A 24397-nucleotide genomic window follows, 5' to 3' on the forward strand; every position below is an offset into this window, starting at 1 on the left:
CATCCCCCCGGATGCGGTCCCCCCGGACCTTCAGGCGACAAGCTCCCCGAAGGCGTCCTCCTCGTCACGGCCGAAGCTGAGGACCTCGTCCTCGCGCAGCCGGCGGAGCGACCGCCAGATGCTGGACTTCACCGTGCCGACACTGATGTCGAGGATGTCCGCGATCTCCGGGTCGGTGCGGCCCTCGTAGTAACGAAGGACCAGCATCGTCCGCTGGAGTTCGGGCAGCCGGGCCAGCGCCTGCCACAGGACCGCGCGCAGTTCGGTGCCGCGCATCGCGTCCGTGTCGCCGGGCGTCTCCGGCAGTTCCTCGGTCGGGTACTCGTTCAGCTTGCGGCGGCGCCACGCGCTGATGTGCAGGTTGGTCATCGTCCGCCGCAGGTAACCCCCGACGGCGGCCTTGTCACTGATCCGGTCCCAGGCCTTGTACGTCGAGAACAGTGCGCTCTGCAGCAGGTCCTCGGCCTCGAAGCGGTCACCGGTCAGGTGGTAGGCGGTTGCGTACAGGGAGGCGCGGCGCTCCTGGACGTAGGCGGTGAACTCCGCCTCCGACAGCGAGCGACGACGCTCCCCCGAGTCCTCCCTGTACGCGGCTCCCCCGTGCGTTTCCCCCGCGAAACCGTCAACCACCGTCATGTACGCGGTGTGCTGACGCCCGGTGCCGCGAGCGCACCCCCGCCCGCTCACGGCACCGGACTTCTCGGAACCCCGGCCCCCGTTCACGTCGTGCAGACGCGTGATCACTGCGCTGGTGCTGGTGCCGTGCAGCGTGTTCATCTCGCGCCCCCCGTCGTGGACTTCCGGTGTTCTGCTTGGTGCGGCTTGCTGTGTTGCGTCCTGCTGTCTTGCCTTGTGCCGAAAAGCTTGCCGGGGCACCTTCATCGCCGTGTCCGCCGACTGTCACAGACGTGTCACAGGGGCCTGTGTCGTAGGTCGCCCCCAGGCGGGCGACAGCGCCGACACAGTCATGAGCGCTACGTGCCCGTAGCCGTACAGCTCGTACAGGTGTCGAAAGACGACCCCCGCATGGGCCAGAATGAGCCCCGTGCCTTCCCTGTTGCTGATCGAGGACGACGACGCCATCCGTACGGCCCTGGAGCTCTCACTGACGCGCCAGGGACACCGGGTGGCCACCGCTGCCACCGGCGAGGACGGTCTGAAACTACTGCGTGAGCAGCGGCCGGACCTGATCGTGCTGGATGTGATGCTGCCCGGCATCGACGGGTTCGAGGTGTGCCGGCGCATCCGGCGCACGGACCAGCTGCCGATCATTCTGCTGACCGCGCGCAGTGACGACATCGACGTCGTGGTCGGCCTGGAGTCCGGCGCGGACGACTATGTCGTCAAGCCGGTGCAGGGACGGGTGCTCGACGCCCGCATCCGGGCGGTGCTGCGACGCGGGGAGCGGGAGTCGAACGACGCGGCCACCTACGGCAGCCTGGTCATCGACCGTGCGGCCATGACCGTGACGAAGAACGGCGAGGACCTCCAGCTCACCCCGACCGAGCTGCGCCTGCTGCTCGAACTGAGCCGCCGCCCGGGCCAGGCCCTGTCCCGCCAGCAGCTGCTGCGCCTCGTCTGGGAGCACGACTACCTGGGCGACTCCCGCCTCGTGGACGCCTGCGTCCAACGACTGCGCGCCAAGGTCGAGGACGTCCCGTCGTCCCCCACGCTCATCCGTACCGTCCGTGGAGTCGGCTACCGCCTGGACGCGCCTCAGTGACAGACGTGCAGGGGGGATTCCGCGGCTGGGTCGCGGCTCGCAAGGGAGTGTGGTCGAGGCTGCGTTTCACCAGCCTGCGCCTGCGACTGGTGGTCGTCTTCGGCCTGGTGGCGCTCACGGCCGCGGTATCGGCCTCCGGTATCGCCTACTGGCTCAACCGCGAGGCGGTGCTCACCCGCACCCAGGACGCGGTGCTGCGCGACTTCGAGCAGGAGATGCAGAACCGCGCGGGCCTGCTGCCCGAGGAGCCGACGCAGGACGAACTGCAGCACACCGCCGGGCAGATGGCCAACAGCAGCCAGCGCTTCAGCGTGCTGCTCGTCGCCCAGGACGCCGACGGCAAGCCCGCGTACGGCAACTCCGGCGGCCTGGACGGCTTCACGCTCGCGGACGTGCCCCAGTCGCTGCGCACGGCGGTGAACGAGAAGCAGCAGGTCGACTCCTCCAACAAGGCCGAGTACCACCTGTACTGGCAGCGGATAGTCGCGGACGACACCCCCTACCTGGTCGCCGGCACGAAGGTGATCGGCGGCGGACCCACCGGTTACATGCTCAAGTCCCTGGAGCCGGAGGCCAAGGACCTCAACTCCCTCGCCTGGTCGCTGGGCATCGCCACCGGCCTCGCGCTGATCGGCTCCGCGCTGCTCGCGCAGGCCGCCGCCACGACCGTACTGAAGCCGGTCCAACGCCTCGGTGCCGCCGCCCGCCGGCTCGGCGAGGGCAAGCTGGACACCCGCCTGCGCGTCTCCGGCACGGACGAACTGGCCGATCTCTCCCGGACGTTCAACAAGGCCGCCGAGGCGCTGGAGAAACGGGTCGCCGACATGGCCGGACGGGACGACGCGTCCCGCCGCTTCGTGGCCGACATGTCCCACGAACTGCGCACCCCCCTCACCGCGATCACCGCCGTGACGGAGGTGCTGGAGGAGGAGCTGGAGATGGAGACCGGCTCCATGGACCCGATGATCGAACCGGCCGTACGCCTGGTCGTCAGCGAGACCCGCCGCCTGAACGACCTCGTCGAGAACCTCATGGAGGTCACCCGCTTCGACGCGGGCACGGCCCGCCTGGTCATCGACCAGGTCGACCTCGCCGACCAGATCACGGCCTGCATCGACGCCCGCGCCTGGCTGGACGCGGTCGACCTGGACGCCGAGCGCGGCATCATGGCCCGCCTGGACCCGCGCCGCCTGGACGTCATCCTGGCCAACCTCATCGGCAACGCGCTCAAGCACGGCGGCTCGCCGGTGCGGGTCGCGGTCCAGGAGGCGGACGACTCGATCGTGATCGCCGTACGGGACCACGGCCCCGGCATCCCCGAGGACGTCCTCCCGCACGTCTTCGACCGCTTCTACAAGGCCAGCGCCTCCCGCCCCCGCTCCGAGGGCAGCGGCCTCGGTCTGTCCATCGCCCTGGAGAACGCCCACATCCACGGCGGCGAGATCACCGCCGCCAACTCCCCCGACGGCGGCGCGGTGTTCACCCTGCGCCTCCCCCGGGACGCATCGAACCTGACGGAACAGACGGACGCCAACGAGACCGACGGCAAGGCCTCCGACGGGCCGAAGAAGGGGGACGCCTGATGAAGGTACGCGGCCCGGCGGGCAGCCTCCTGGCCCTCTCCGCAGCGGCTGCCGCGCTGCTGACCGGGTGCGGCATCCGTTCCACGGAGGTGCCGACCAACTTCGGCCCCGCTCCCTCGCGCGTGCACTGCTCACTCTCCGAACCGAACGTGTCGACGCAGGCCACGCGAGGCCTCCCGGTGCAGGTCTTCCTGCTCTGCGGGTCCCAGCTGGTGGCCGTGGACCGAACGGTGCGGGTGTCGGACGGTACGGCGGACTCGGCGCGGCGCGTGCTGGTGGCACAGGGACTGCTCGACGAACTGGAGGCAACGCCGTCGGCCGCCGAGAAGGAGGCCGGCTACACCACCGACGTCCGCGGCGCCATGGAAGCGAGCGGCCCGCACCCCGGCGACCCCGACGAGACCCTGCGCCTGAGCACACCCCCCAACGACCTCACCTCGTACGCCCTCGCCCAGATCGTCTGCACGTTCTCGGACTCGACGGCCGCCGAGGGCGACGGCTCGGTGATCCTGGGCGGCCCCGGCGCCGCCCCCCTGCGCCGCTACGAGTGCACGGACGAGGTCCGCACCCGCCCCGGCAGCAACGAGCCCCCGTCAACGGAGATCACAGACAACTGACGGCGAAAGCCCCCCGGCGCGCCACCCGCGTACGGCGGCAAGGGGACGAGGGCGCACCCCCGCGGCGCCACGGCCGCCCACGGCGGCAAGGGGACGTGCCGGGGGGTGTCCGCCCGCAGTGGCCGGCGTCAACACGCGGTTCCTCCTGGCCCAAGGTGACCGCCGGTCCGAGGACGGACACCCCCCGGCACGGCCCCGACCCACCACACACCCGCAGGCGCTACGCGAACCCCCACCGAACCGCGACGGGCCGCCGCAGGCATAGACGCGCCCCTACCGCCGGAGGCCCGTGTGGCGGACGCCTCACCCCCGTAAGCCCCCTCCCGGAACCGATCCTGCCGGGGGGCGCGTCTAGGGGGGCGTGCAGCGTCAAGGCTCCATCGGCGGCAGCGCCGAGATCCGCATCCGTGCGACTGGGGGTGTTCTCCTGGTCGCGCACCTCGCGTTCGTCGCCTGGCTCACGCTGCGCCCCCTGGACGTCCCCTGGGTGATGCCGCCCAACCTGCGGCCGTTCGCCGGGATCAGAGCCGATCTGGCGCTGGGCTGGCAGCAGGGCGCCCGGCACATCGCCGAGGGTCTCGCCCTGCTCGCACCGCTGGGCGTGCTGATCCCGATGGCACACGGCAGGATCAACGCCTCCCCGCTGGGCTCCCTGGTCCGTGCGGTCGCCGCAGGCGCCCTGATCTCGCTGGGCATCGAACTGCTGCAGACCGGCGTGCCCGGCCAGATCGTCGACATCGACTCGCTGCTGCTGAACACCGTGGGCGTGGCCCTGGCGCACGCGGCGATCGTCCCCGCGTCCCGCGCCTGGCTCCGCCGCAGGTCCGAGCGCACAGACCGGGCGCCGGTCCCCCAGGAGGAGCCTTCTCAGGGTCGGACCCCGACGATTCCAAGGGTCGGGATAGCTCCATAGAGTGACGCTTTGCCCGGTTCGTCGCCGTAGCGTGGATGTCAGATGAGGGAAGCCCTCGGGAGGCCCCACAAGGGGGCCTCCGGCCGACGCTCGCGAAGGAGCCGCACCATGACCGCGCTCGCCCGACCCACCAACGGCCGCATGATCGGCGGAGTGTGCGCCGCGCTGGCACGGCGCTTCGGCACCTCCGCAACGACGATGCGCTGGATCTTCCTGATCTCCTGCCTGCTCCCCGGCCCGCAGTTCCTGCTCTACATAGTCCTGTGGATCCTGCTCCCGTCGGAGGACAAGGCGAACAAGACGCGCGAGGCCTGGTAGCCATAGCCACAGAAACGACTGCGCCCCGCCGATGTCCGGCGGGGCGCGGTCGTTTCTGCGAGTGGGGACGGAGCCTACGAGCTACGCCCGCCTCAGGCCGCCGTAGCCAGCCGCCGCTGCTCAAGCCGCGCCGCCCGCGTGCCGAACACCGTGATCGTCACGACGCCGAGCACCGCCAGCAAGCCGACTCCGACCGTGCCGGCCCAGCCGCCCGCGTGGAAGGCCACCGCGCCGACCGTGCTGCCCGCGCTGGAGCCGATGTAGTAGGCGGACTGGTAGAGCGCCGAGGCCTGCGCGCGACCGTGGGTGGCTGTCTTGCTGACCGCCGAGGAGGCGGCCGCGTGGCCCGCGAAGAATCCGCCCGTGATGAGGACCAGGCCGAGGAGGACCAGCGGGAGCGAGTCCGCCAGGGACAGCAGCAGGCCCGCCGCCGTCGTGGCGCCGGCCGCGTACAGCGCGCCGCGGCGGCCCAGGCGGCCCACCAGCCGTCCCGCCGTGGACGCGGACACCGTGCCGACCAGGTACACGAGGAAGATCGAGCCGATGATGCCCTGGGGCAGCGAGAACGGCTCCTCCGTGAGGCGGTAGCCGATGACGGTGTACACGCCGCCGAAGACCGTCATGAACAGGGCGCCGATCGCGTACAGACGGCGCAGCAGCGGGTTGGAGAGGTGGTCGCGGACCGCGCGGGCAAGGACGCGCGGACGCAGCGAGCCGGGCTTGAAGTGGCGCGGGGCCGGGAGCAGCAGCCGGAAGGCCACCGCGCACGCCACCGCGATCACGCCGATCACGCCGACCGCGACCCGCCAGCCCCACTCCTGGGCGACCCAGCCGGTGATCACACGGCCGCTCATCCCGCCGACGCTGTTGCCCGCGACGAACAGTCCGATGGCCGTCACCAGCGCCTTCGGCCGGACCTCCTCGGCCAGATACGCCGTCGCCGACGCCGGCAGACCCGCCAGCGCCGCACCCTGGACCGCCCGCAGCACGACCAGGGAGGTCAGGTTCGGCGCGAAGGGGACCAGCACACCGACCGCCACCGCGACCGCCAGGGACGCCGTCATGACCGTACGGCGTCCGAACCGCTCCGACAGCGCGCTCATGGGCAGCACGAACAGCGCCAGACCACCCGTCGCGGCCGCCACCGTCCAGCTCGCCTCGCTCGCCGCCACCCCGAACTCACCGGAGATCAGCGGCAGCAGGGCCTGCGTGGAGTAGAGAAGCGCGAAGGTCGCGACACCGGCGAGGAAGAGGGCGAAGCTCATCCGGCGGTAGCCGGGGCCGCCCGGGGCCATTCGGGAGTCGACGACGGGGACTGAGGGTGCGGCGCCCACGGTGATGGACGCCCCGGTACTGGCGGGAGACATGCTTCGAAGCTACGTACGCCCCTACTCATCCGTCCAATGCATGGATTCGCCATAATCGTTCCCATGGCGCATCAGTACAGCTCACAGCATCGACTGTCACCATCCAGTGACACAGAAGACATGACGATGTTGCTCGCACCCCGCCTCGCGTACTTCGCCGGCGTGGCCCGCACCGAGCACGTCACCCGGGCCGCCCAGGAGATGCAGGTCCCGCAGTCCACGCTCTCGCGTGCCATGGTCCGCCTGGAACAGGACCTGGGCGTCGACCTGTTCGCCCGCCACGGCCGTACGGTCTCCCTCACCCCCGCCGGCCGCACCTTCCTCGCCTCCGCGGAACGCGCCCTCGCCGAGATCCGGCGCGCCGCCGACGAAGTCCGCGCGGACGCCGACCCGGCCACCGGCAAGGTCGCCTTCGGGTTCCTGCACACCATGGGCGCGGAGACGGTCCCCGGCCTCATCCACGCCTTCCGCGCCGACCACCCCCGGGTCCGCTTCAGCCTGGTCCAGAACTACGGCGAGGCCATGCTCGAACGACTCCGGACCGGCGAACTGGACCTGTGCCTCACCTCGCCCGTCCCGGACGCCCCCGACCTGGTCGCCCGCCGCCTGGACGAACAGAAACTCCGCCTGGTCGTCCCCTCCGATCACCGTCTGGCCACCCGCAAGCGCATCCGCCTGGCGGAGGCGGCCGACGAGATCTTCGTGACCCTGGAACCGGGCTACGGCCTGCGCCGCATCACCGACGACCTGTGCCAGGAGGCCGGCTTCAAGCCGCGCATCGCCTTCGAGGGCGAGGAGGCGGAGACGCTGAGGGGCCTGGTGGCGGCGGGCCTCGGGGTCGCACTCCTGCCACCCCCGGCCGTACCGCGCCCCGGGGTCGCGGAACTGACGGTCACCGCCCCACGCGCGGCACGCGAGATCGGCGTCGCCTGGATGGCCGACCGCCCGGACACGCCCCCGGTCGCAGCCTTCAAGAGGTTCCTCCTGTCCAGGAGGGGCAACTTGCTACCCACCTGAAGGGCATTGCCCCAAGGGGCGCGGGGAACTGCGCGACAAGCCACGATGATGCTGCACCCGCCAACGAGCCGACGCCCCAACGGCGCTAGCGCCGCAACGACTTCCCGAACCCGGCGGCCAACGGCATCCGAAGTCCCAAAGGAGGCGGAGCCGCGAACGCATCGGCGACCGGCCGCGAGAACGACCTCCCGAACAGCACCCCCATGACGAAGTCCTCGGCCAGCGCGAGGACTTCGTCCCGGTGCTGCTGCAATGCGTGCCGATCGGAGTGCACTTCGAACCGGCACACGTCCCGGTTCGCCTTCTTCGCCCGCTCCGCCAGCCGGAACGACAGCTCGGGATCGGTCCGCTCGTCGTTGGTGCCGTGCACGAACATCACCCGCCGCCCCCCGAGCTGTTTCACCGGTTCGGGTGACGCCGCAACGTCCTCCTCCGGCAGCCAAGGAGCAATCGCCAGCACGGAGTTGACGGCCTCATGGCCACCCGCCCGCACCGCCGCCCGCGCGCCCATGTCGACACCGGCGAGGCACACGGGGACGTCGCCATAGCGGCGTACGACCTCGTCGGCGGCCCACAACGCGTCGCTCATGTGGTTCGCGTCGCTGCCGTTCCACCCGCGGAAGCGGTAGCGGACGACATGCGCGGCCAGACCCTCCTCGCGCCCCGCCCGCGCCAGCCGACGCCCGAGGGTGCGCACATGGGAGGTCGCCAACAACGTCGCCGGCTTGCGATGTGAGACCTCGTCACCTCCGGGCAGCAGGAGCACCACTCCGCTCACCGCCGTCGGCTCCGGCCCGATCACCTTGCCCAGCCGGACCCTGCGCACCGGCGTCACTTGCTGTGCCATGACAGAACAGTGTCAGAAGCGCGGGTGTACGCCACCCGTCCTTGGGGTCACCGTTACGTATCGACGGATTCGTACACCCGACGGATTCGTACACCAGGGGAGAAATACGCGACGGCGGCGGGGAAATCAGCGATGAATGAGCCATCTACGCGCGTAGGCGTTAGAGTGCGAAAATGACGAGCGAGACTGCCCAGAAGGCGAACACCCCGAGCTCGGACCAGATCCGCCGGGCCCCGAAGGTTCTGCTGCACGACCACCTCGACGGCGGGCTCCGTCCCGGCACGATCGTCGAGCTCGCCCGCGAGACGGGCTACACCCAGCTCCCCGAGACCGACCCCGACAAGCTCGGCGTGTGGTTCCACGAGGCCGCCGACTCCGGCTCCCTGGAGCGGTACCTGGAGACCTTCTCCCACACCGTCGCGGTGATGCAGACCCGCGACGCCCTCGTCCGGGTCGCGCGCGAGTGCGCAGAGGATCTCGCAGAGGACGGGGTCGTCTACGCCGAGGTGCGGTACGCGCCCGAACAGCACCTGGAGGGCGGGCTCAGCCTCGAAGAGGTCGTCGAGGCCGTGAACGAGGGCTTCCGGGAGGGCGAGCGGATCGCGCGGGAGAACGGCCACCGCATCCGCGTGGGCGCGCTGCTGACCGCCATGCGGCACGCCGCCCGCGCGCTGGAGATCGCCGAACTCGCCAACCGCTTCCGCGACCTGGGCGTCGTCGGCTTCGACATCGCGGGCGCCGAGGCCGGCCACCCGCCCACCCGGCATCTCGACGCCTTCGAGTACCTCAAGCGCGAGAACAACCACTTCACCATCCACGCGGGCGAGGCCTTCGGTCTGCCGTCCATCTGGCAGGCCCTGCAGTGGTGCGGCGCGGACCGGCTGGGGCACGGGGTGCGCATCATCGACGACATCCAGGTGCAGTCCGACGGCTCCGTGAAGCTCGGCCGGCTCGCCTCGTACGTCCGGGACAAGCGCATCCCGCTGGAACTGTGCCCCAGCTCCAACCTCCAGACGGGCGCGGCCGACTCGTACGCCGCGCACCCCATCGGTCTGCTGCGGCGGCTGCACTTCCGCGCCACCGTGAACACCGACAACCGCCTGATGTCCCACACCAGCATGAGCCGGGAATTCGAGCACCTTGTCGAGGCATTCGGCTACACGCTCGATGACATGCAGTGGTTCTCCGTCAATGCGATGAAATCATCGTTCATTCCTTTCGATGAACGACTCGCGATGATCAATGACGTGATCAAGCCCGGATATGCCGAACTCAAGTCCGAATGGTTGTTCCGTCAGACCAGCTCTACCAGCGGTTCTGAGGGCGAGGAGGGCTGACCGGGAGTTCTCCGTGCACACGGAATGCGGACGCCATTCACAATCCGTCCGCATTTCGATGTTTGCGGTGGCGTGCGGGGCGTGTTTACGGTCGAGAACCGCTCACAACCCCGTAACGAATTTCGAGGACTTACCTTCATGAAGCAGTCTGCTGCCAAGACCCTCGGTGTCGCCGCTCTCGGTGCCGCCTTCGCCGCCGCCGGTGCGGGTGCCGCGAACGCCGCGCCGGTCGCCCCGGACGCCGCCGGTTCGGCGCTGGACACCGTCACCCGGACGCTCCCGGCCGAGAACCTCTCCCAGGCGGCGCCGGCCGCCGGTGCGGGTCTCGCCCAGGGCGGTGCGGGTCTCGCCCAGGGTCAGGAGGCGCTCGGCGCCGGACTGGCCGCCGCCCAGCCGGCCGCCGAGCAGGCGCTGGCGGCGGGCCCGACGGGGCTGCTCGGCGGTCTGCCGCTGCAGACCCTGCCCACCCAGGGCCTGCCCGTGAACGGCCTGCCGCTCGCCTGAGCCACATCCCCCGCACCACGCCGCTGGGGCGCGCCTTGGACACCAGGTGCGCCCCAGCGGCGTGTTGTCGACCCCTTCTGAACTGCTGCTTTGTCCGCTCCGGGGGCCATTGTCAGTGGGCTGCGGTAGCTTCCGAAGGGTGGGGCGCGATGAGGCGCACTGCGGGATACGGCCACAGGGGTGGGTGGACGATGAGCGACGGCACGGCGACTACGACAACGGACCTGGACGTCAGGCTGGAGAAACACCGCGTCGAACTGACCGGGTACTGCTACCGCATGCTCGGCTCCTCCTTCGAGGCCGAGGACGCGGTGCAGGACACGATGGTGCGCGCCTGGCGGAGTTACGACAAGTTCGAGGGGCGCTCCAGTCTCCGGTCGTGGCTGTACCGCATCGCGACGAACGTGTGCCTGGACATGCTGACGGCCGGCAACAAGCGGGCCAGGCCCATGGACCTCACGGAGTCGACCCCGCTCGCGCAGGCGGCGCTCTCGCCCCGCCCGGACAACACCTGGCTGGAGCCGATGCCGGACAACCGGGTGCTGCCCAGCACCGAGGACCCGGCGGAGGCCGCGGTCGCCAAGGAGACGGTGCGGCTCGCCTTCATGGCCGCCCTGCAGCAGCTGCCGGCCAAGCAGCGGGCGGTGCTGATCCTGCGCGAGGTGCTGGCCTGGAAGGCGAGCGAGGTCGCCGAGCTGCTCGACACGACGGTCGCGTCGGTCAACAGCGCGTTGCAGCGGGCGCGCGCCACGCTCGCCGAGCAGCAGCAGCCGGGCGCCGAGGCCGCCGTCGCCGATCCGCTGGACGAGGAGCAGCAAAAGCTCCTCGAGCGGTATGTCGCGGCCTTCGAGGGCTACGACATGACCGCGCTCACGGCCCTGCTGCACGAGGACGCCATCATGACGATGCCGCCGTTCGACCTGTGGCTGACCGGCGTCAAGGACATCACGGGCTTCATGACGACGCTCGGCGCCCCCTGCGCGGGCTCGCGTCTGCTGCCGGTCCAGGTCAACGGGCTGCCTGGCTTCGCCCAGTACAAGCCGGACCCGGAGGCGGGCGGCTTCACGCCGTGGGCGGTGCAGGTGCTGGAGGTCTCAGACGGCCGGATCACCGGGTTCCACTGCTTCCTCGACACCAAGCGCTGGTTCCCGCTGTTCGGGCTCCCCCTCCATCTCGAAGCGGAGGCCCACCAGGTCGAGGAGGGCGTGTAGCGCCGGGTCGGGGTCCCGCAGGCGTATCCGGCCCCCGGCGCGCCGGGCGGCCAGCTGGAGCCGTGCCAGCAGGTCGACGGTGCCCAGTCCCGGGGGTCCGAGCCCTCCGACATCGCACACCACGACTCCCGCTCCGCCGGCCTCCAGCCGGGCCCGCACGTCGTCGCACAGCCCTGCCACCTCATCCCGGGTGACGGGGCCGGCCAGCACGAGTACTGCGGGTGTCATGGCATCCACGATCGGTAGACCGGACGGCGGCGGATAACTCATCGCGGCCTGAGGCCCCCGTCCGTCGCCCGCCGCCCGGTGTCCGTGCGCCGTGGGGTGTCCGCCTGCCGGGATCACATTGACCCGGTGCCCTCCTTCCCCAGAGGGTTGGCTGTATGCCCCACGTATCAGCGCCTCCCCGAATACCCTGCGGTTTCCTTTCCGCCAAGGAGGTGCCGTGCAGGGGGTGTTGACGGGCTTCGCGGTGATCGCGGTCGTCATCGGGGTGGGCTATGCGATCGGCCGGCTCGGCTACCTCGGCGACCACGGCCGCGAGGTCCTCACCAAGCTGGCCTTCCACGTGGCGTCCCCGGCGCTGCTGTTCACCACGCTCGCGCAGACCGACCTCTCGGTGATCTTCTCCAGCCGCCTCCTGGTGACCGCCCTGAGCACGGCCGCGGCGGCCGGCGTCTTCGTCGCGGTGGGTGTCGTACGGCGCTGGGGGGTGGGCCGTACGACGATCGGCGCGCTGTGCTCCAGTTACGTCAACTCCGGCAACCTCGGCATCCCGATCGCGGTGTACGTCCTGGGCGACGCCTCGCTGGTGGCGCCGGTGCTGCTGTTCCAACTGGTCGGGGTCACCCCGATCGCCCTGACGATCCTCGACCTGTCCGGCGGGGGCGGGAAGGGCCCGCTGTGGCGCCGCCTGCTGACCCCGCTGCGCAACCCGATCGCGGTCGGCTCGCTGGCGGGCGTGGCGGTGTCGGCGACGGGTCTGCGCATCCCGGCCCCGGTCCTGGACCCCCTGACCCTGATCGGCGGCATGTCGGTCCCGGCGGTCCTGCTGGCCTTCGGCATCTCCCTGTGCGGCAGCACGATGCCCGGCCGTGGACCCGACCGGCACCCGGTCCTGCTCTCGGTCGCCCTGAAGTCCCTGGGCCAGCCGGCGGCGGCCTGGGCGCTCGCGGCGGGCGTCTTCGGCCTGCGGGGCGCTCCGCTCCTCGACGTGGTGGTGACGTCGGCACTGCCTGCCGCGCAGAACCTCTACACGTACGCGTCGAGTTACGGGGTGGGCGAGCGGCTGGCGCGGGACTCGATCCTGCTGTCGACGGTGATCTCGGTGCCGGTGCTGGTGGTGGTTGCGGCCTTGCTGGGCTGACGATCAGTCGACCGGGAACTCGCCGGTGTCGATCGTCACGTCGAACGGGTCCGGCAGCTTGATGGGGTCACCGAACTTCACGGCGCTCAACACCCGGTACACATCACCCTTCGGCTCCCCGAAGAGCGTGGCGGTGGGCCCTCCTGGAGCCCAGCGGTCGATCAGCAGATAGAGCGGACTCCCGGCGGTGGCGTAAGCGGCGGGCTTGCTGACGCGGTCGTGGTGGGCGTTGGACTTGGAGGTCACCTCGACGACGAGTTCGGCCAAGGCTGCCGGGGTATGGGATTCCGCCTCCGCGCACTCCTGCACGGGAGCCACGAGCAGGTCAGGGATGAGCATGCCCAGACGTGACGGCACGGCGATCGCCTGTGTCTGGAAGATCCCCCAGTCCTCGGGGATCGCGGAGTAGAGGCGACGCTGAATTCGTTCCGCGATCACGTTGTGGCGGGATGCGGGAGCAGGTGACACGGTGATGATCCCCTCAATGATCTCCACCTTGCTGCCCTCGGGCCATTCCATCTCCTCCCAGTACCGGACGAGGTCGTCCCAGTTCTGGTCGGGGTCCTGGCTCACGGTGAGTGCGCTCATGGCGGTCTCCTATCGGTGCGTCACCGATCCCAGCATGCCGAACGGGACCGGCGGAGGTCCACCGATCCCGTTCACCCGAAAGGGAAAACGCCTGGTCAGGCGATACGTTCCAGCACCACCGGCGAAGCCGTGAAGTCGGTCCCCGCGCCCGCGATGTCGTACGAGCCCTCCACCGACTGGAGGGCGTACTCGAAGCGCTCCGGGGTGTCGGTGTGCAGGGTCAGCAGGGGCTGGCCCTCGGTGACCGTGTCGCCCGGCTTGGCGTGGAGCTCGATGCCCGCGCCCGCCTGCACCGGGTCCTCCTTGCGGGCGCGTCCGGCGCCCAGGCGCCAGGCGGCGACGCCGATGTCGTAGGCGTCGAGGCGGGTCAGGACGCCGGAGGACGGGGCCTTGATGACGTGCTGCTCGCGCGCCACCGGCAGCTTCGCGTCCGGGTCGCCGCCCTGGGCCGCGATCATGCGGCGCCAGACGTCCATCGCCGAGCCGTCGGCCAGGGCCTTGGCGGGGTCGGCGTCCTTCACCCCGGCGGCGTCCAGCATTTCGCGGGCCAGGGCGATGGTCAGCTCCACCACGTCCGCCGGGCCGCCGCCCGCCAGGACCTCCACCGACTCGCGGACCTCCAGGGCGTTGCCCGCGGTGAGGCCGAGCGGGGTGGACATGTCCGTGAGGAGCGCGACCGTCTTGACGCCGTGGTCCGTGCCCAGGCCCACCATCGTGGAGGCCAGCTCGCGCGCGTCCTCGATCGTCTTCATGAAGGCGCCCGTGCCGACCTTCACGTCCAGGACCAGGGAGCCGGTGCCCTCCGCGATCTTCTTCGACATGATCGACGAGGCGATCAGCGGGATCGCCTCGACGGTGCCGGTGACGTCGCGCAGCGCGTACAGCTTCTTGTCCGCGGGGGCCAGGCCGTCGCCCGCCGCGCAGATCACCGCGCCGGTGCCGTCCAGGACCGACAGCATCTCCTCGTTCGAGAGGAGGGCGCGCCAGCCCGGGATCGACTCCAGCTTGTCCAGCGTGCCGCCCGTGTGGCCGAGGCCCCGGCCCGAGAGCTGGGGGACGGCCGCGCCGCAGGCCGCGACCAGGGGGGCCAGCGGCAGTGTGATCTTGTCGCCGACGCCGCCGGTCGAGTGCTTGTCGGCGGTCGGGCGGGACAGCGACGAGAAGTCCATGCGCTCGCCGGAGGCGATCATCGCCGCCGTCCAGCGGGCGATCTCGCGGCGGTTCATGCCGTTGATCAGGATCGCCATGGCGAGCGCGGACATCTGCTCGTCGGCGACCTCCCCACGGGTGTACGCGTCGATGACCCAGTCGATCTGCTCGTCGCTGAGCTCACCGCGGTCCCGCTTGGTGCGGATGACAGAGATTGCGTCCATGGCCATGACTTTCCTTCCGGCCGAACATGTGGAAACGGCACGGCCCCTCCGAGCCGCTCACTGGAGCAACTCGAAAGGGCCGCACGGGAGTTACTTTCTGAGGTGGCCCGGCCCGAAGGCCTGCGGCAGCATCTCCGACAGCGGCAGGATGCCCGCCGGGGTCTCCAGCAGCAGTTCCGGGCCGCCGAACTCGTGGAGCAGCTGGCGGCAGCGGCCACAGGGGACGAGGACGTCGCCCTCGCCGTCGACGCAGGTGAAGTGCGTCAGGCGGCCGCCCCCGGTGTTCTGCAGCTCCGAGACCAGTCCGCACTCGGCGCACAGGCCGACGCCGTACGACGCGTTCTCGACGTTGCACCCGGTGACCGTACGGCCGTCGTCGACCAGGGCCGCGACGCCGACCGGGTATCCGGAGTACGGGGCGTAGGCGCGGGACATGGCGTCCCGGGCCGCCGCGCGCAGCTTGTCCCAGTCGACGTCGTGGGAGGCGGCCGGGGTCACTTGCCCTGGCCCTTCTTGTACGGCAGGCCGTCCGCCTTGGGCATCCGCAGGCGTTGTGCGGACAGCGTGAGGACGACCAGCGTGACGACGTACGGCGTGGCGGAGACGACCTGGTTCGGGACCTCGTTGGTGGTGGCGTACCAGGTGTAGACCAGGGCGCCGATCACCGCGGTGATCATCGACGGGGCGTACTTCTTGCGGATCACCAGCCAGATGGCACCGATGATCAGCAGGAGCGCGCCGAGCAGCAGCAGGGCGTGCACGTTCGTGGAGCCGCCGCGCAGGTTGAGGCTGTCGGTGTAGCCGAACAGGCCGGCGCCGAGGGCGAGGCCGCCCGGCATCCAGTTACCGAAGATCATCGCGGCGAGGCCGATGTAACCGCGGCCGCTGACCTGGCCCTCCAGATAGAAGGGGTTGGCGACGATGGAGAGGAAGACGCCACCGAGGCCGGCCAGGCCGCCGGAGATGATCACGGCGATGTACTTGTACTTGTAGACGTTCACGCCGAGGGACTCGGCCGCGATCGGGTTCTCACCGCAGGAACGCAGGCGCAGACCGAAGGCGGTGCGCCACAGGATCCACCAGGTGCCGGGGATCAGAGCGATGGCGATCAGGGTCAGCCAGGAGACGTTGGTGACCAGACCGCCGAGCAGGCCGGCGATGTCGGAGATGAAGAACCAGCCCTGGTTGTTCAGGTCCCGCAGCCCGTCGGACAGGCCGGGCACCGTGAAGTGGCCGAGGGAGTCGACCGCCGGGGACTGCTTGGCGGAGCCGCCCGCGTGGCCCTCGAAGGCGAGGGGCGCGAGGTAGCGAGTGATGCCGAGGGCGAGGATGTTGATCGCCACACCGGAGACGATGTGGTTGACCCTGAAGGTGACGGTGGCGATGGCGTGCAGGACGCCGCCGATGCAGCCGCCGATGATGCCGACGACGACACCGGTCCACGGGCCCCACTGGAAGCCGGCCCAGGCGCCGAACCAGGTGCCGAGGATCATCATGCCCTCGAGGCCGATGTTGACGACGCCCGCCCGCTCGGCCCACAGACCACCCAGACCGGCGAGGCCGATCGGCACGGCGAGCTGGAGCGCGGTGGACATCTGGCTGACGTTGGTGATGCCGTCGGCGCCGGTGATGAGGCGGACGATCGAGGTCAGCGCAAGGGCTCCGGCGATGACCAGGAGCAGGACGGGCCACGAGAGGCGGCGGCCGGTCGGTGCCGCGGGCTGCAGCGTGGGCTGGTTGACGTCGGTCGCCGAGGTCGGGGCGGTCATCGGCCAGCCACCTCCTTCGTGGTGTTGTTGGCGCCGAGGACGTGACCGGCGGCGAGTTCGGCGCCGACCTGGCGCTGCTGGCGGCGCAGGCCCCACTCACGGACGGCCTCGTAGGAGACGACGACCGAGAGCACGATCAGGCCCTGCATGATGACCGCGATCTCCTTGTCGTAACCGTGGAAGTCGAGCTCCGGCGAGGCCTTGTCGAGCCAGGCCCACAGCAGGGCGGCGAACGCGATGCCGACGGGGCTGTTGCGGCCGAGCAGGGCGATGCCGATGCCGAGGAAGCCGATGCCGGTGGGGAAGTTCAGGCTGTACGTGTGGGTGTCGCCGAGCAGGATCGGCAGACCGGCGAGGCCGGCGAGACCGCCCGAGAGCAGCATGGCGGTGAGCACCATGCGCTTGGGGTCGACACCACTGGCCGCGGCGGCGGTCTGCGAGGCGCCGGAGGCGCGCAGGTCGAAACCGAAGCGGGTGCGGTTGAGGACGACCCAGTAGGCGATGCCGAGCAGGACGGCGAGGAAGACCAGGCCGTAGATCTCGCCGGCGTCGCCCATGCCGATGCCGGGAACCCAACCGGACTCGTGCATCTCGCCGGTGGTGTTGTTGTTGCCGACCTTGACGCCGAAGACGTCCGGCAGCCACAGGTAGGCGATGACCGACGTGGCGATCGCGTTGAGCATGATCGTCGCGACGACCTCGCTGACACCGCGGGTGACCTTGAGGACACCGGCGATTCCGGACCAGAAGGCGCCGGTGCAGACGGCGGTGAGCAGCAGCAGCGGGATCTGCAGGGCGGCCGGCAGGTTCGCGTGGGCGCCGACGATCGCGGCCATCATGGCGGCGAGCTGGTACTGGCCGTCGACGCCGATGTTGAACAGGTTCATCCGGAAGCCGATGGCCACCGCGAGGGCCGCGATGTAGTACATCGAGGCCTGGTTGATGATCAGGACCTGGATGTCCGAGAAGCCGAGCTGCTCGAACATCAGGGTGTACGGCTCGACCGGGCTCTTGCCTGAGGCGACCAGCACGATCGCGCTGAGCACGAAGGCCACGGCGAGCGCGATGACCGGGCCGGCCACCGCGAGGAGCACGCGCTCCTTGTCGAACTTCTTCATCAGCGGGCCTCGTCTTCGCCGGACTCGGGAGACTTGCGGATCTCAGGGGTGTCCGCCGGGGTCTCGGGGGTCTCGTCCTGTTCCAGGTGACCGGTCGCGGCGCCGGTCATCGCCGAACCGAGCTGCTCCGGGGTGATGGTGGCCGGGTCTGCGTCGGCGACCAGCTTGCCGTTGTAGATCACGCGGAGGGTGTCGGACAGGCCGATGAGCTCGTCGAGGTCGGCGGAGATCAGCAGCACGGCCAGGCCCTCGCGGCGGGCCTCACGGATGTGGTCCCAGATCGCGGCCTGCGCGCCGACGTCCACACCACGGGTGGGGTGCGCGGCGATCAGGAAGCGCGGCTTGTGGCTCATCTCGCGGCCGACGATCAGCTTCTGCTGGTTGCCGCCGGACAGGGACGCGGCGGTGACGTCGATGCCGGGCGTACGGACGTCGTACTCCGTCACGATCCGCCGGGTGTCCTCCTGGGCCGCCTTCGGGTCCAGCCATACGCCCTTGGCGAGGGGCTTCTCGGTGACGTGGCCGAGGATGCGGTTCTCCCAGAGGGGGGCCTCCAGGAGCAGGCCGTGGCGGTGGCGGTCCTCGGGGATGTAACCGATGCCCTGCTCGCGGCGCTTGCGGGTGGCCCAGCCGGTGATCTCCTCGTCGATGAGGGTGATCGTGCCGGAGTCGGCGCCCTTGAGGCCGATGAGCGCGTCGACCAGCTCGGTCTGGCCGTTGCCCTCGACGCCGGCGATGCCCAGGACCTCGCCCGCGTGGATGGTGAACGTGATGTCGTCCAGCAGGGCCTTGCCGCCCGCCGCCTCCAGGCGCAGCTTGTCGACGGTGATGACCGGGCGGTCGGTGACCGTGGACTCGGCGGTCTCAGGCGTCGGCAGCTCGCTGCCGACCATCATCTCGGCCAGCTGCTTCGGAGTGGTCTCGGCGGGCACGGCCGTACCGACCGTCGTGCCGCGGCGGATGACGGTGATCTCGTCGGCGACGGAGAGGACCTCGCCGAGCTTGTGGGAGATGAAGATGACCGACAGGCCCTCGGACTTCAGCTCGCGCAGGTTGTCGAAGAGCGCGTCGACCTCCTGCGGCACCAGGACGGCCGTGGGCTCGTCGAGGATCAGCGTGGTGGCGCCGCGGTAGAGGACCTTGAGGATCTCCACGCGCTGGCGGGCGGCGACGCCGAGCTCCTCGACCAGGCGGTCGGGCTGCACGCCGAGGCCGTAGCGCTCGGAGATCTCCTTGATCTTGCGGCGGGCCTTGGCGCCGATGCCGTACAGCTTCTCGCTGCCCAGCACGACGTTCTCGAGGACGGTGAGGTTGTCGGCGAGCATGAAGTGCTGGTGCACCATGCCGATGCCGCGCACGATGGCGTCGGCCGGCGACGAGAAGGTGACCTGCCGACCGTCGATGGCGATGGTGCCCTCGTCCGGCTTCTGCATGCCGTAGAGGATCTTCATCAGCGTCGACTTGCCGGCGCCGTTCTCGCCGACGAGGGCGTGGACGGTGCCCTTGCGGACGGTGAGGTGGATGTCGTGGTTGGCCACGACGCCCGGGAAACGCTTGGTGATCCCGGCGAGCTCGACGGCGGTCACCTGACCGTTGACCGCCGCTCCGGCCGGAGGGCTGCTGGACGCGTTTATGGCGCACTCTCCTGGGGACGGGGGTCGTCTACGCGCGTAGCGCCCCTATGGCCTGATAAGGGGCCGACGCACCGCGACAACGGGGTACGGGGAAGAAATCCTCCCCGCACCCCGTCGCGCGAACGTAACCCCTTGGTTACCGCTGCTCAGGGTGTTGCTGCAATCAGCTGGACTTGACCTTGATCTCGCCGCTGATGATCTTCTCCTTGGCCGTCTTGATGGCGTCCTGCAGCTCGGTGTTGTCCGCGAACTTCGGGTTGGAGTTCGACAGGCTCACCTCGCCGGTCTTCAGATCGCCACGAACGATACCGGTCTCGGGCTTGCCGTCCTCGACCGACTTCGCCAGGTTGTACACCGCCTTGGCGACGTCCTTCATCGCCGAGGTCAGGATCGAGTCCTTGTACTTGGCGAGGGCTTCCTGCTTGTACTGGTCGGAGTCGACACCGATCGCCCACACCTTGTTGGCGGCGGCGGCCTCGATGACGCCCTGACCGGACAGGCCGGCGGCCGCGTAGACGACGTCGGCCTTCTTCTCGATCTGGCCCTCGGCGGCCGACTTGCCCTTGTCGGGGCTGGAGAAGCCACCCTCCTCCGCGGTCTGCGTGAGGTACTGGGTCAGGACCTTGGCCTGCGGGTTGGTGTCCTTGACGCCCTGCTCGAAGCCGGCCTGGAACTTGTGGATGAGCGGGATGTCCACACCGCCCACGAAGCCGACCGTGTTCGTCTTGGTGCTCTTGGCCGCGGCGACGCCCGCCAGGTACGAAGCCTCCTCCTCGGAGAAGACCAGGTCGGCGACGTTCTTCGACTCGACGGTGGAGTCGTCCACGATGCCGAAGGTGGTGTCGGGGAACTTCTCCGCGGCGCCCTTGACGGCGGCCGCGTAGGCGTAGCCGACACCGACGACCGGGTTGTAGCCCTGCTTGGCCAGGGAGGCCAGGCGCTGCTCCTTGTCGGCGTCCGTCTCACCCTCGGTGGGCTCGACGTCGGCCGTGTCGTACTGGAACTCCTTCTTCGCCTGCTCCAGGCCCGCGTACGCGGCGTCGTTGAAGGACTGGTCGCCCTTGCCGCCGACGTCGTACGCGATGGCGAGGCCCTTGCTGCCCTTCGAGTCCGACGAGGCGGACGTCGAGGTGCCGCCGCAGGCGGAGAGCGCGAGGGCCAGGGAGGCGGTCGCTGCGCCTGCGACCGTGATCCGGGAAATCCGGCGCATGTGTAGGTGCTCCTTAGTACAAGCGCCGGACGGTACAGCTCGGTACAGCTTCACAGCAACGGCGCTGGCTTCCGCCGCAGATTAACGCGCGTAGACCAACCTGAAAACCCCTTCTGTCCACCTTGTTATGCGCCCGTGGCCAAGTCCACGCGGGACCTTGACCCGAGGCTTGCCGAAAGCAAAGCGGGAGGGGACGCGGAGGGCCGGGGACAGCGAAGCGGGCGGGGACAGCGAAGCGGGCGGGCACCCTCGGATGCCCGCCCGCTTCCAGCCGTACCAGGTTGTACGACGCTGTACGACGTCGTAGAGCGTCGTACGTCGACCGTGACTACTCGGTCTTGACCTTGATCGAGCCGTCGATGATGCCTTCCTTGGCCTTCGCCACGGCCTCCGTGAGACCCGGGATCTTCGCGAACTCCGGGTTGGACTCGGACAGGCCGACGCCGTTGACCTTCAGGTCGAAGGTCTGGGTGCCGGTCAGCGGCTTGCCGTCCTCGACGGACTTGGCCAGCGCGTAGACCGCGCCGCCGACGTCCTTGAGCGCGGAGGTCAGGATGTAGCCCTTGTACGAAGCCAGGGCGGCCTGCTCGAACTGGTCGGAGTCGACGCCGATCGCCCAGACCTTGGCCTTCGCGGCAGCCTCGATGACGCCCTGACCGGACAGACCCGCCGCCTGGTAGAGGACGTCGGCGTTCTTCTCGATCTGGCCCTCGGCGGCGGCCTTGCCCTTGTCGGGGCTGGAGAAGCCGCCCTCCTCCGCGGTCTGCGTCAGGTACTGCGAGAGGACCTTGACCTTGCCGCCGCTGGTGTCCTGGACGCCCTGCTTGTAGCCGGCCTCGAACTTGTGGATCAGCGGGATGTCCACACCGCCGATGAAGCCGACCGTGTTCGTCTTGGTGGCCTTGGCGGCGGCGACGCCCGCCAGGTAGGAGGCCTGCTCCTCGGCGAACACGAGCGAGGTGACGTTGTCGCCCTCGACCACCGAGTCGACGATGCCGAAGGTGGTGTCCGGGTACTTCTTGGCCACGGCCTCCATCGCGGGGCCGTAGGCGAAGCCGACGCCGATCACCGGGTTGTAGCCCTGCTTGGCCAGGGAGGCCAGGCGCTGCTCCTTGTCGGCGTCCGTCTCGCCCTCGGTGGGCTCGATGTCGGCCGTCTTGTACTTGAACTCCTTCTGGGCCTTCTGCAGACCGGCGTACGCGGCGTCGTTGAAGGACTGGTCGCCCTTGCCGCCGATGTCGTACGCGATGGCGAGACCCTTGGTGTCGCCGCTGCCGTCACTGTCGCTGCCGCTGTCGCTGCTGGTACCACCGCACGCCGTGGCAGCGAGCGCGATCGACGCGACCCCCACCGCGACACGGGTCAGTTTGGATGTCCGACGCATCGTGAAGTCCCCATTCTCCAAGCCCCGCAGTGGGTGCTGAGTTCGGCGCAGAGTAACGCGCGTAGACACTCCTGGGAACGGGGTTTCGCCCGGCCGTTATCCATTCGTGCCGATGGCCGGTTACGTCCTTGTGAACCACCGGATCGAAAGGGCACGCATGGGGCGACAGCACCGGTGGTGCCTTCGCCACGATGGCGCTCAGGACCGCCCGCCATGGGGAAAGACTCCCCCCGCTCGCCGCGGCCCGCAAGCGGAGCGGAGCGTAGGGTGCAACGCCGCGCACGGCCGCGCCACAGAGGGGCCGCGGGACGGTGTCGACATGCGGCTCCGCCACGCGGGCGCGACCAGCCACCACGCGCCCGGAGCCCCTTACGGCGGTTGGGCCACGCCTAACCCGCGGCGTCGAGCAGTGCTGCCGCCGTGAACAGCTCCACGCCCACCTTGATGGCGGACTCGTCCACGTCGAAGTCGCCTTGGTGCAGGTCGCGCCCGATCCGGTCACCGGGCACACGGACTCCCAGTCGGGCCATGGCGCCGGGCACGTGCTCCAGGTACCAGGAGAAGTCCTCCCCGCCGAGGCTCTGCTCGGTGCTCTCGACGGAGTCGGCGCCACGGCGGGCGGTCATGGCGGCGCGCAGCAGCTCGGTCGAGTCCTCGTCGTTGACGACGGGCGGGACGCCGCGGACATAGTTGATCTCCGACTTGGCGCGGTGCAGATTGGCGACCTCGTCGATGGCGGCGACGACGAGATCGGGCGCCTGCCGCCAGGTGTCGAGATCCAGGCAGCGCACGGTGCCGGAGAGCTCGGCATGCTGCGGGATGACGTTGGGCGCGTGGCCGGACTCGATCCGGCCCCAGGTCACGGACAGGCCGCTGCGGGCGTCAGTGCGCCGGGAGACGACAGCGGGCACGTCGGTGACCACCCGGGCGGCGGCGGTGACGAGGTCGGTCGTCAGATGGGGGCGGGCCGTGTGCCCGCCGGGCCCGTCCAGGGCGATTTCCAGCCGGTCGCAGGCGGAGGTGATGGGGCCCACCCGCAGGCCGAGCTTCCCGGCGTCCACCTTGGGGTCGCAGTGCAGGGCGAGGAACCGGCCGACCCCTTCGAGCACCCCGCACTTGATGGCGTCGAGGGCGCCGCCGGGGAGGACCTCCTCGGCGGGCTGGAAGAGGAGGCGGACGGGGCGGGGCAGCTGCCCGCGCCGGTGCAGCTCGGCCAGGACCAGGCCGGTGCCCAGCACCACGGTGGTGTGCACGTCGTGCCCGCAGGCGTGCGCCCGGTCGGGCACGGTCGAGCGATACGAGCACTCACTCTTCGTGTCCGGGATGGGCAGGCCGTCGATGTCGGCGCGCAGGGCGAGCATGGGGCGCTCGCCGTCCCACTCCCCGATGTCACAGACGAGCCCGGTTCCGGAGTCGAGTACGCGGGGCCTCAGGCCGGCCTTCTCCAGGCGGCCCTTGATCGCGGCGGTCGTACGGAACTCCTGGTTGCCGAGCTCCGGGTGCATGTGCAAGTCGCGCCGGAACTCGATGAGTTCGGCACGGAGCGCCTCCGGCAAGGTGCCGGGGAGGACGGCTTCCCCTGGGTGATCGGCCTCGGACTCTGGGGACATCTGTTGGTTCACCCTCTGAAGGGTAGGACGCCGAGGTGGCCAACTGACCCTCGATCAACAAAAGTTCAACCCGTTTGGGGAAGAAAATCTGGCCGCCCGACGCGTAGGGATCGGTTTGGGTGGGTAAACTCGCCCAACTCCGTCGAGTCGATCATGAAATCGACGGAGAGTGAGGATCTCACCCTCCTCCACGGATACCACGTTCAGCCGCGTCCCGTCGGTTCTGTTCATCTGTCGGAGCCCGCGTCCTGAGATGTGCCGGCTCGGGGGCACGGTGTCGCCGTCGCGGACCGGAGGCGATTTGGGCCTGATGTTCCGGACGCGGGTGGGCGCGCCGGGCCCTGGCGGGCATGCCGAACGCGGCGAGGGAGCCGGCGATCGCCATGTTCGACCCCGGTGAGGCGCGCCTCGGTCATGCGGGACCGGATGTCGGCCACCATGACGTCGTACGCCAGCCACACCTTGGCAGAGCAGGGCGAGGAGCGTCAGCGGTCCGTCATCGCGCGCCACACAGGCGCCAAATAATCGGAGAGTCCGGACTCGTCCCGGCGCGCCAGTTCGACAAGGTCAAGATTCCGGAGGTCGCCCTCTCCGGCAGTCATGATTTCCCGCAGCTCATCGGCCATCGGCAGTTGCTCCGGTGAGAACGACAGATCCGCTGGGCCCTCCACTTCCGCCGACGCGCGAAGGAAGTGGTGGAACAGCGCGGCCAACGCGACATCCCTGACTTCGAGCTGCACCGCATCTCGAAGCCTGGCGACCTCCTGCGCTGTGACCATGATGTCGCGGGCATCGGCCGTCATGTGTCTCATTGCGCCCCCAGCGTGGTTGGTGCACGCGTGTCGTGGTCAGTGCACGCGATGCAGATGAACGAAATGAGATCAAAGAGGGAACGGGAAAGCCGGGGC

At 69.9% G+C, this 24397-nt stretch carries 24 protein-coding genes; 10 read left to right on the forward strand and 14 right to left on the reverse strand.

Features of this window, described 5'->3' with window-relative positions; all coding sequences use genetic code 11:
* Positions 1 to 30 precede the first annotated feature (30 nt).
* Entirely contained in the window at positions 31 to 777 is a 747-nt protein-coding gene (locus OHT51_RS16370) for a SigE family RNA polymerase sigma factor (RefSeq protein ID WP_328879687.1), read from the reverse strand.
* Between the two features lie 268 nt (positions 778 to 1045).
* Here OHT51_RS16370 and afsQ1 point away from each other — a divergent pair, with 268 nt between their 5' ends.
* From afsQ1 to OHT51_RS16395, 5 genes are all read left to right on the forward strand, one after another.
* Positions 1046 to 1723, forward strand: a complete 678-nt coding sequence (gene afsQ1 / locus OHT51_RS16375; protein ID WP_031477770.1) for a two-component system response regulator AfsQ1 — start codon at positions 1046 to 1048, stop codon at positions 1721 to 1723.
* Positions 1720 to 3306, forward strand: a complete 1587-nt coding sequence (locus tag OHT51_RS16380; protein WP_328879688.1) for a HAMP domain-containing sensor histidine kinase — start codon at positions 1720 to 1722, stop codon at positions 3304 to 3306. Before afsQ1 ends, OHT51_RS16380 begins: the two co-directional genes overlap by 4 nt.
* Positions 3306 to 3923: a hypothetical protein gene (locus OHT51_RS16385; RefSeq protein WP_328879689.1), complete on the forward strand. Its 618-nt coding sequence runs from the start codon at positions 3306 to 3308 to the stop codon at positions 3921 to 3923. The genes OHT51_RS16380 and OHT51_RS16385 overlap by 1 nt, the downstream gene beginning before the upstream one ends.
* A gap of 361 nt (positions 3924 to 4284) precedes the next feature.
* Complete coding sequence (locus tag OHT51_RS16390) at positions 4285 to 4836, forward strand: VanZ family protein (RefSeq protein WP_328879690.1); 552 nt, start codon at positions 4285 to 4287, stop codon at positions 4834 to 4836.
* A 108-nt stretch (positions 4837 to 4944) separates the two neighbouring features.
* Positions 4945 to 5154 (forward strand): PspC domain-containing protein, encoded by a 210-nt coding sequence (locus tag OHT51_RS16395; RefSeq protein WP_328879691.1) that lies wholly within the window; start codon positions 4945 to 4947, stop codon positions 5152 to 5154.
* A 92-nt stretch (positions 5155 to 5246) separates the two neighbouring features.
* On the opposite strand, the gene OHT51_RS16400 is transcribed toward OHT51_RS16395, so the two are convergent.
* The gene (locus OHT51_RS16400; RefSeq protein WP_328879692.1) at positions 5247 to 6521 is read right to left on the reverse strand and encodes an MFS transporter; all 1275 of its coding nucleotides are present in this window, start codon (positions 6519 to 6521) and stop codon (positions 5247 to 5249) included.
* Positions 6522 to 6584: 63 nt separating this feature from the next.
* On the opposite strand from OHT51_RS16400, the gene OHT51_RS16405 reads away from it, so the two are divergent.
* Entirely contained in the window at positions 6585 to 7538 is a 954-nt protein-coding gene (locus tag OHT51_RS16405; RefSeq protein WP_328879693.1) for a LysR family transcriptional regulator, read from the forward strand.
* Between the two features lie 85 nt (positions 7539 to 7623).
* On the opposite strand, the gene OHT51_RS16410 is transcribed toward OHT51_RS16405, so the two are convergent.
* The gene (locus OHT51_RS16410) at positions 7624 to 8385 is read right to left on the reverse strand and encodes an alpha/beta hydrolase (protein WP_328879694.1); all 762 of its coding nucleotides are present in this window, start codon (positions 8383 to 8385) and stop codon (positions 7624 to 7626) included.
* Positions 8386 to 8558: 173 nt separating this feature from the next.
* Between OHT51_RS16410 and OHT51_RS16415 the strand changes: the two genes are divergently transcribed.
* The 3 genes from OHT51_RS16415 (at position 8559) to OHT51_RS16425 (ending at position 11437) form a co-directional block, all read left to right on the forward strand.
* A complete protein-coding gene (locus tag OHT51_RS16415; RefSeq protein ID WP_328879695.1) occupies positions 8559 to 9722 on the forward strand; it encodes an adenosine deaminase in 1164 nt (387 codons plus the stop codon).
* Positions 9723 to 9860: 138 nt separating this feature from the next.
* Entirely contained in the window at positions 9861 to 10226 is a 366-nt protein-coding gene (locus OHT51_RS16420; protein WP_328879696.1) for an ATP-binding protein, read from the forward strand.
* A gap of 191 nt (positions 10227 to 10417) precedes the next feature.
* Positions 10418 to 11437: a sigma-70 family RNA polymerase sigma factor gene (locus OHT51_RS16425; RefSeq protein ID WP_328879697.1), complete on the forward strand. Its 1020-nt coding sequence runs from the start codon at positions 10418 to 10420 to the stop codon at positions 11435 to 11437.
* On the opposite strand, the gene OHT51_RS16430 is transcribed toward OHT51_RS16425, so the two are convergent.
* Entirely contained in the window at positions 11321 to 11707 is a 387-nt protein-coding gene (locus OHT51_RS16430) for an STAS domain-containing protein (RefSeq protein ID WP_328884339.1), read from the reverse strand. The two genes, OHT51_RS16425 and OHT51_RS16430, sit on opposite strands and share 117 nt — an antisense overlap.
* Positions 11708 to 11882: 175 nt before the next feature.
* Between OHT51_RS16430 and OHT51_RS16435 the strand changes: the two genes are divergently transcribed.
* Positions 11883 to 12803, forward strand: coding sequence for an AEC family transporter (locus OHT51_RS16435; RefSeq protein WP_328879698.1), 921 nt, complete (start codon positions 11883 to 11885; stop codon positions 12801 to 12803).
* A 3-nt stretch (positions 12804 to 12806) separates the two neighbouring features.
* On the opposite strand, the gene OHT51_RS16440 is transcribed toward OHT51_RS16435, so the two are convergent.
* The 10 genes from OHT51_RS16440 to OHT51_RS16485 all read right to left on the reverse strand — a co-directional run bounded on the left by OHT51_RS16440 (position 12807) and on the right by OHT51_RS16485 (position 24292).
* The gene (locus OHT51_RS16440; RefSeq protein WP_328879699.1) at positions 12807 to 13391 is read right to left on the reverse strand and encodes a Uma2 family endonuclease; all 585 of its coding nucleotides are present in this window, start codon (positions 13389 to 13391) and stop codon (positions 12807 to 12809) included.
* A 95-nt stretch (positions 13392 to 13486) separates the two neighbouring features.
* Positions 13487 to 14764 carry a thymidine phosphorylase gene (locus tag OHT51_RS16445; RefSeq protein WP_328879700.1) on the reverse strand — a complete coding sequence of 426 codons (1278 nt, stop codon included), beginning with the start codon at positions 14762 to 14764 and terminating at the stop codon, positions 13487 to 13489.
* Positions 14765 to 14854: 90 nt separating this feature from the next.
* Entirely contained in the window at positions 14855 to 15262 is a 408-nt protein-coding gene (locus OHT51_RS16450; protein ID WP_328879701.1) for a cytidine deaminase, read from the reverse strand.
* On the reverse strand, positions 15259 to 16533 hold the full coding sequence (locus OHT51_RS16455) for an ABC transporter permease (RefSeq protein WP_328879702.1): 1275 nt from the start codon (positions 16531 to 16533) through the stop codon (positions 15259 to 15261). The genes OHT51_RS16450 and OHT51_RS16455 overlap by 4 nt, the downstream gene beginning before the upstream one ends.
* Positions 16530 to 17651: an ABC transporter permease gene (locus OHT51_RS16460; protein ID WP_328879703.1), complete on the reverse strand. Its 1122-nt coding sequence runs from the start codon at positions 17649 to 17651 to the stop codon at positions 16530 to 16532. The genes OHT51_RS16455 and OHT51_RS16460 overlap by 4 nt, the downstream gene beginning before the upstream one ends.
* Positions 17651 to 19237: an ABC transporter ATP-binding protein gene (locus OHT51_RS16465; RefSeq protein ID WP_328879704.1), complete on the reverse strand. Its 1587-nt coding sequence runs from the start codon at positions 19235 to 19237 to the stop codon at positions 17651 to 17653. Before OHT51_RS16465 ends, OHT51_RS16460 begins: the two co-directional genes overlap by 1 nt.
* Before the next feature lie 211 nt (positions 19238 to 19448).
* Entirely contained in the window at positions 19449 to 20495 is a 1047-nt protein-coding gene (locus OHT51_RS16470) for a BMP family lipoprotein (RefSeq protein ID WP_328879705.1), read from the reverse strand.
* Positions 20496 to 20823: 328 nt separating this feature from the next.
* The gene (locus OHT51_RS16475; RefSeq protein ID WP_328879706.1) at positions 20824 to 21879 is read right to left on the reverse strand and encodes a BMP family lipoprotein; all 1056 of its coding nucleotides are present in this window, start codon (positions 21877 to 21879) and stop codon (positions 20824 to 20826) included.
* Positions 21880 to 22268: 389 nt separating this feature from the next.
* Positions 22269 to 23489, reverse strand: a complete 1221-nt coding sequence (locus OHT51_RS16480; RefSeq protein WP_328879707.1) for a M20 family metallopeptidase — start codon at positions 23487 to 23489, stop codon at positions 22269 to 22271.
* A gap of 485 nt (positions 23490 to 23974) precedes the next feature.
* A complete protein-coding gene (locus OHT51_RS16485; protein WP_328879708.1) occupies positions 23975 to 24292 on the reverse strand; it encodes a hypothetical protein in 318 nt (105 codons plus the stop codon).
* Between the last annotated feature and the right edge of the window lie 105 nt (positions 24293 to 24397).

Origin of the sequence: Streptomyces sp. NBC_00299, from assembly GCF_036173045.1 — a bacterium.
Classification (GTDB): domain Bacteria; phylum Actinomycetota; class Actinomycetes; order Streptomycetales; family Streptomycetaceae; genus Streptomyces; species Streptomyces machairae.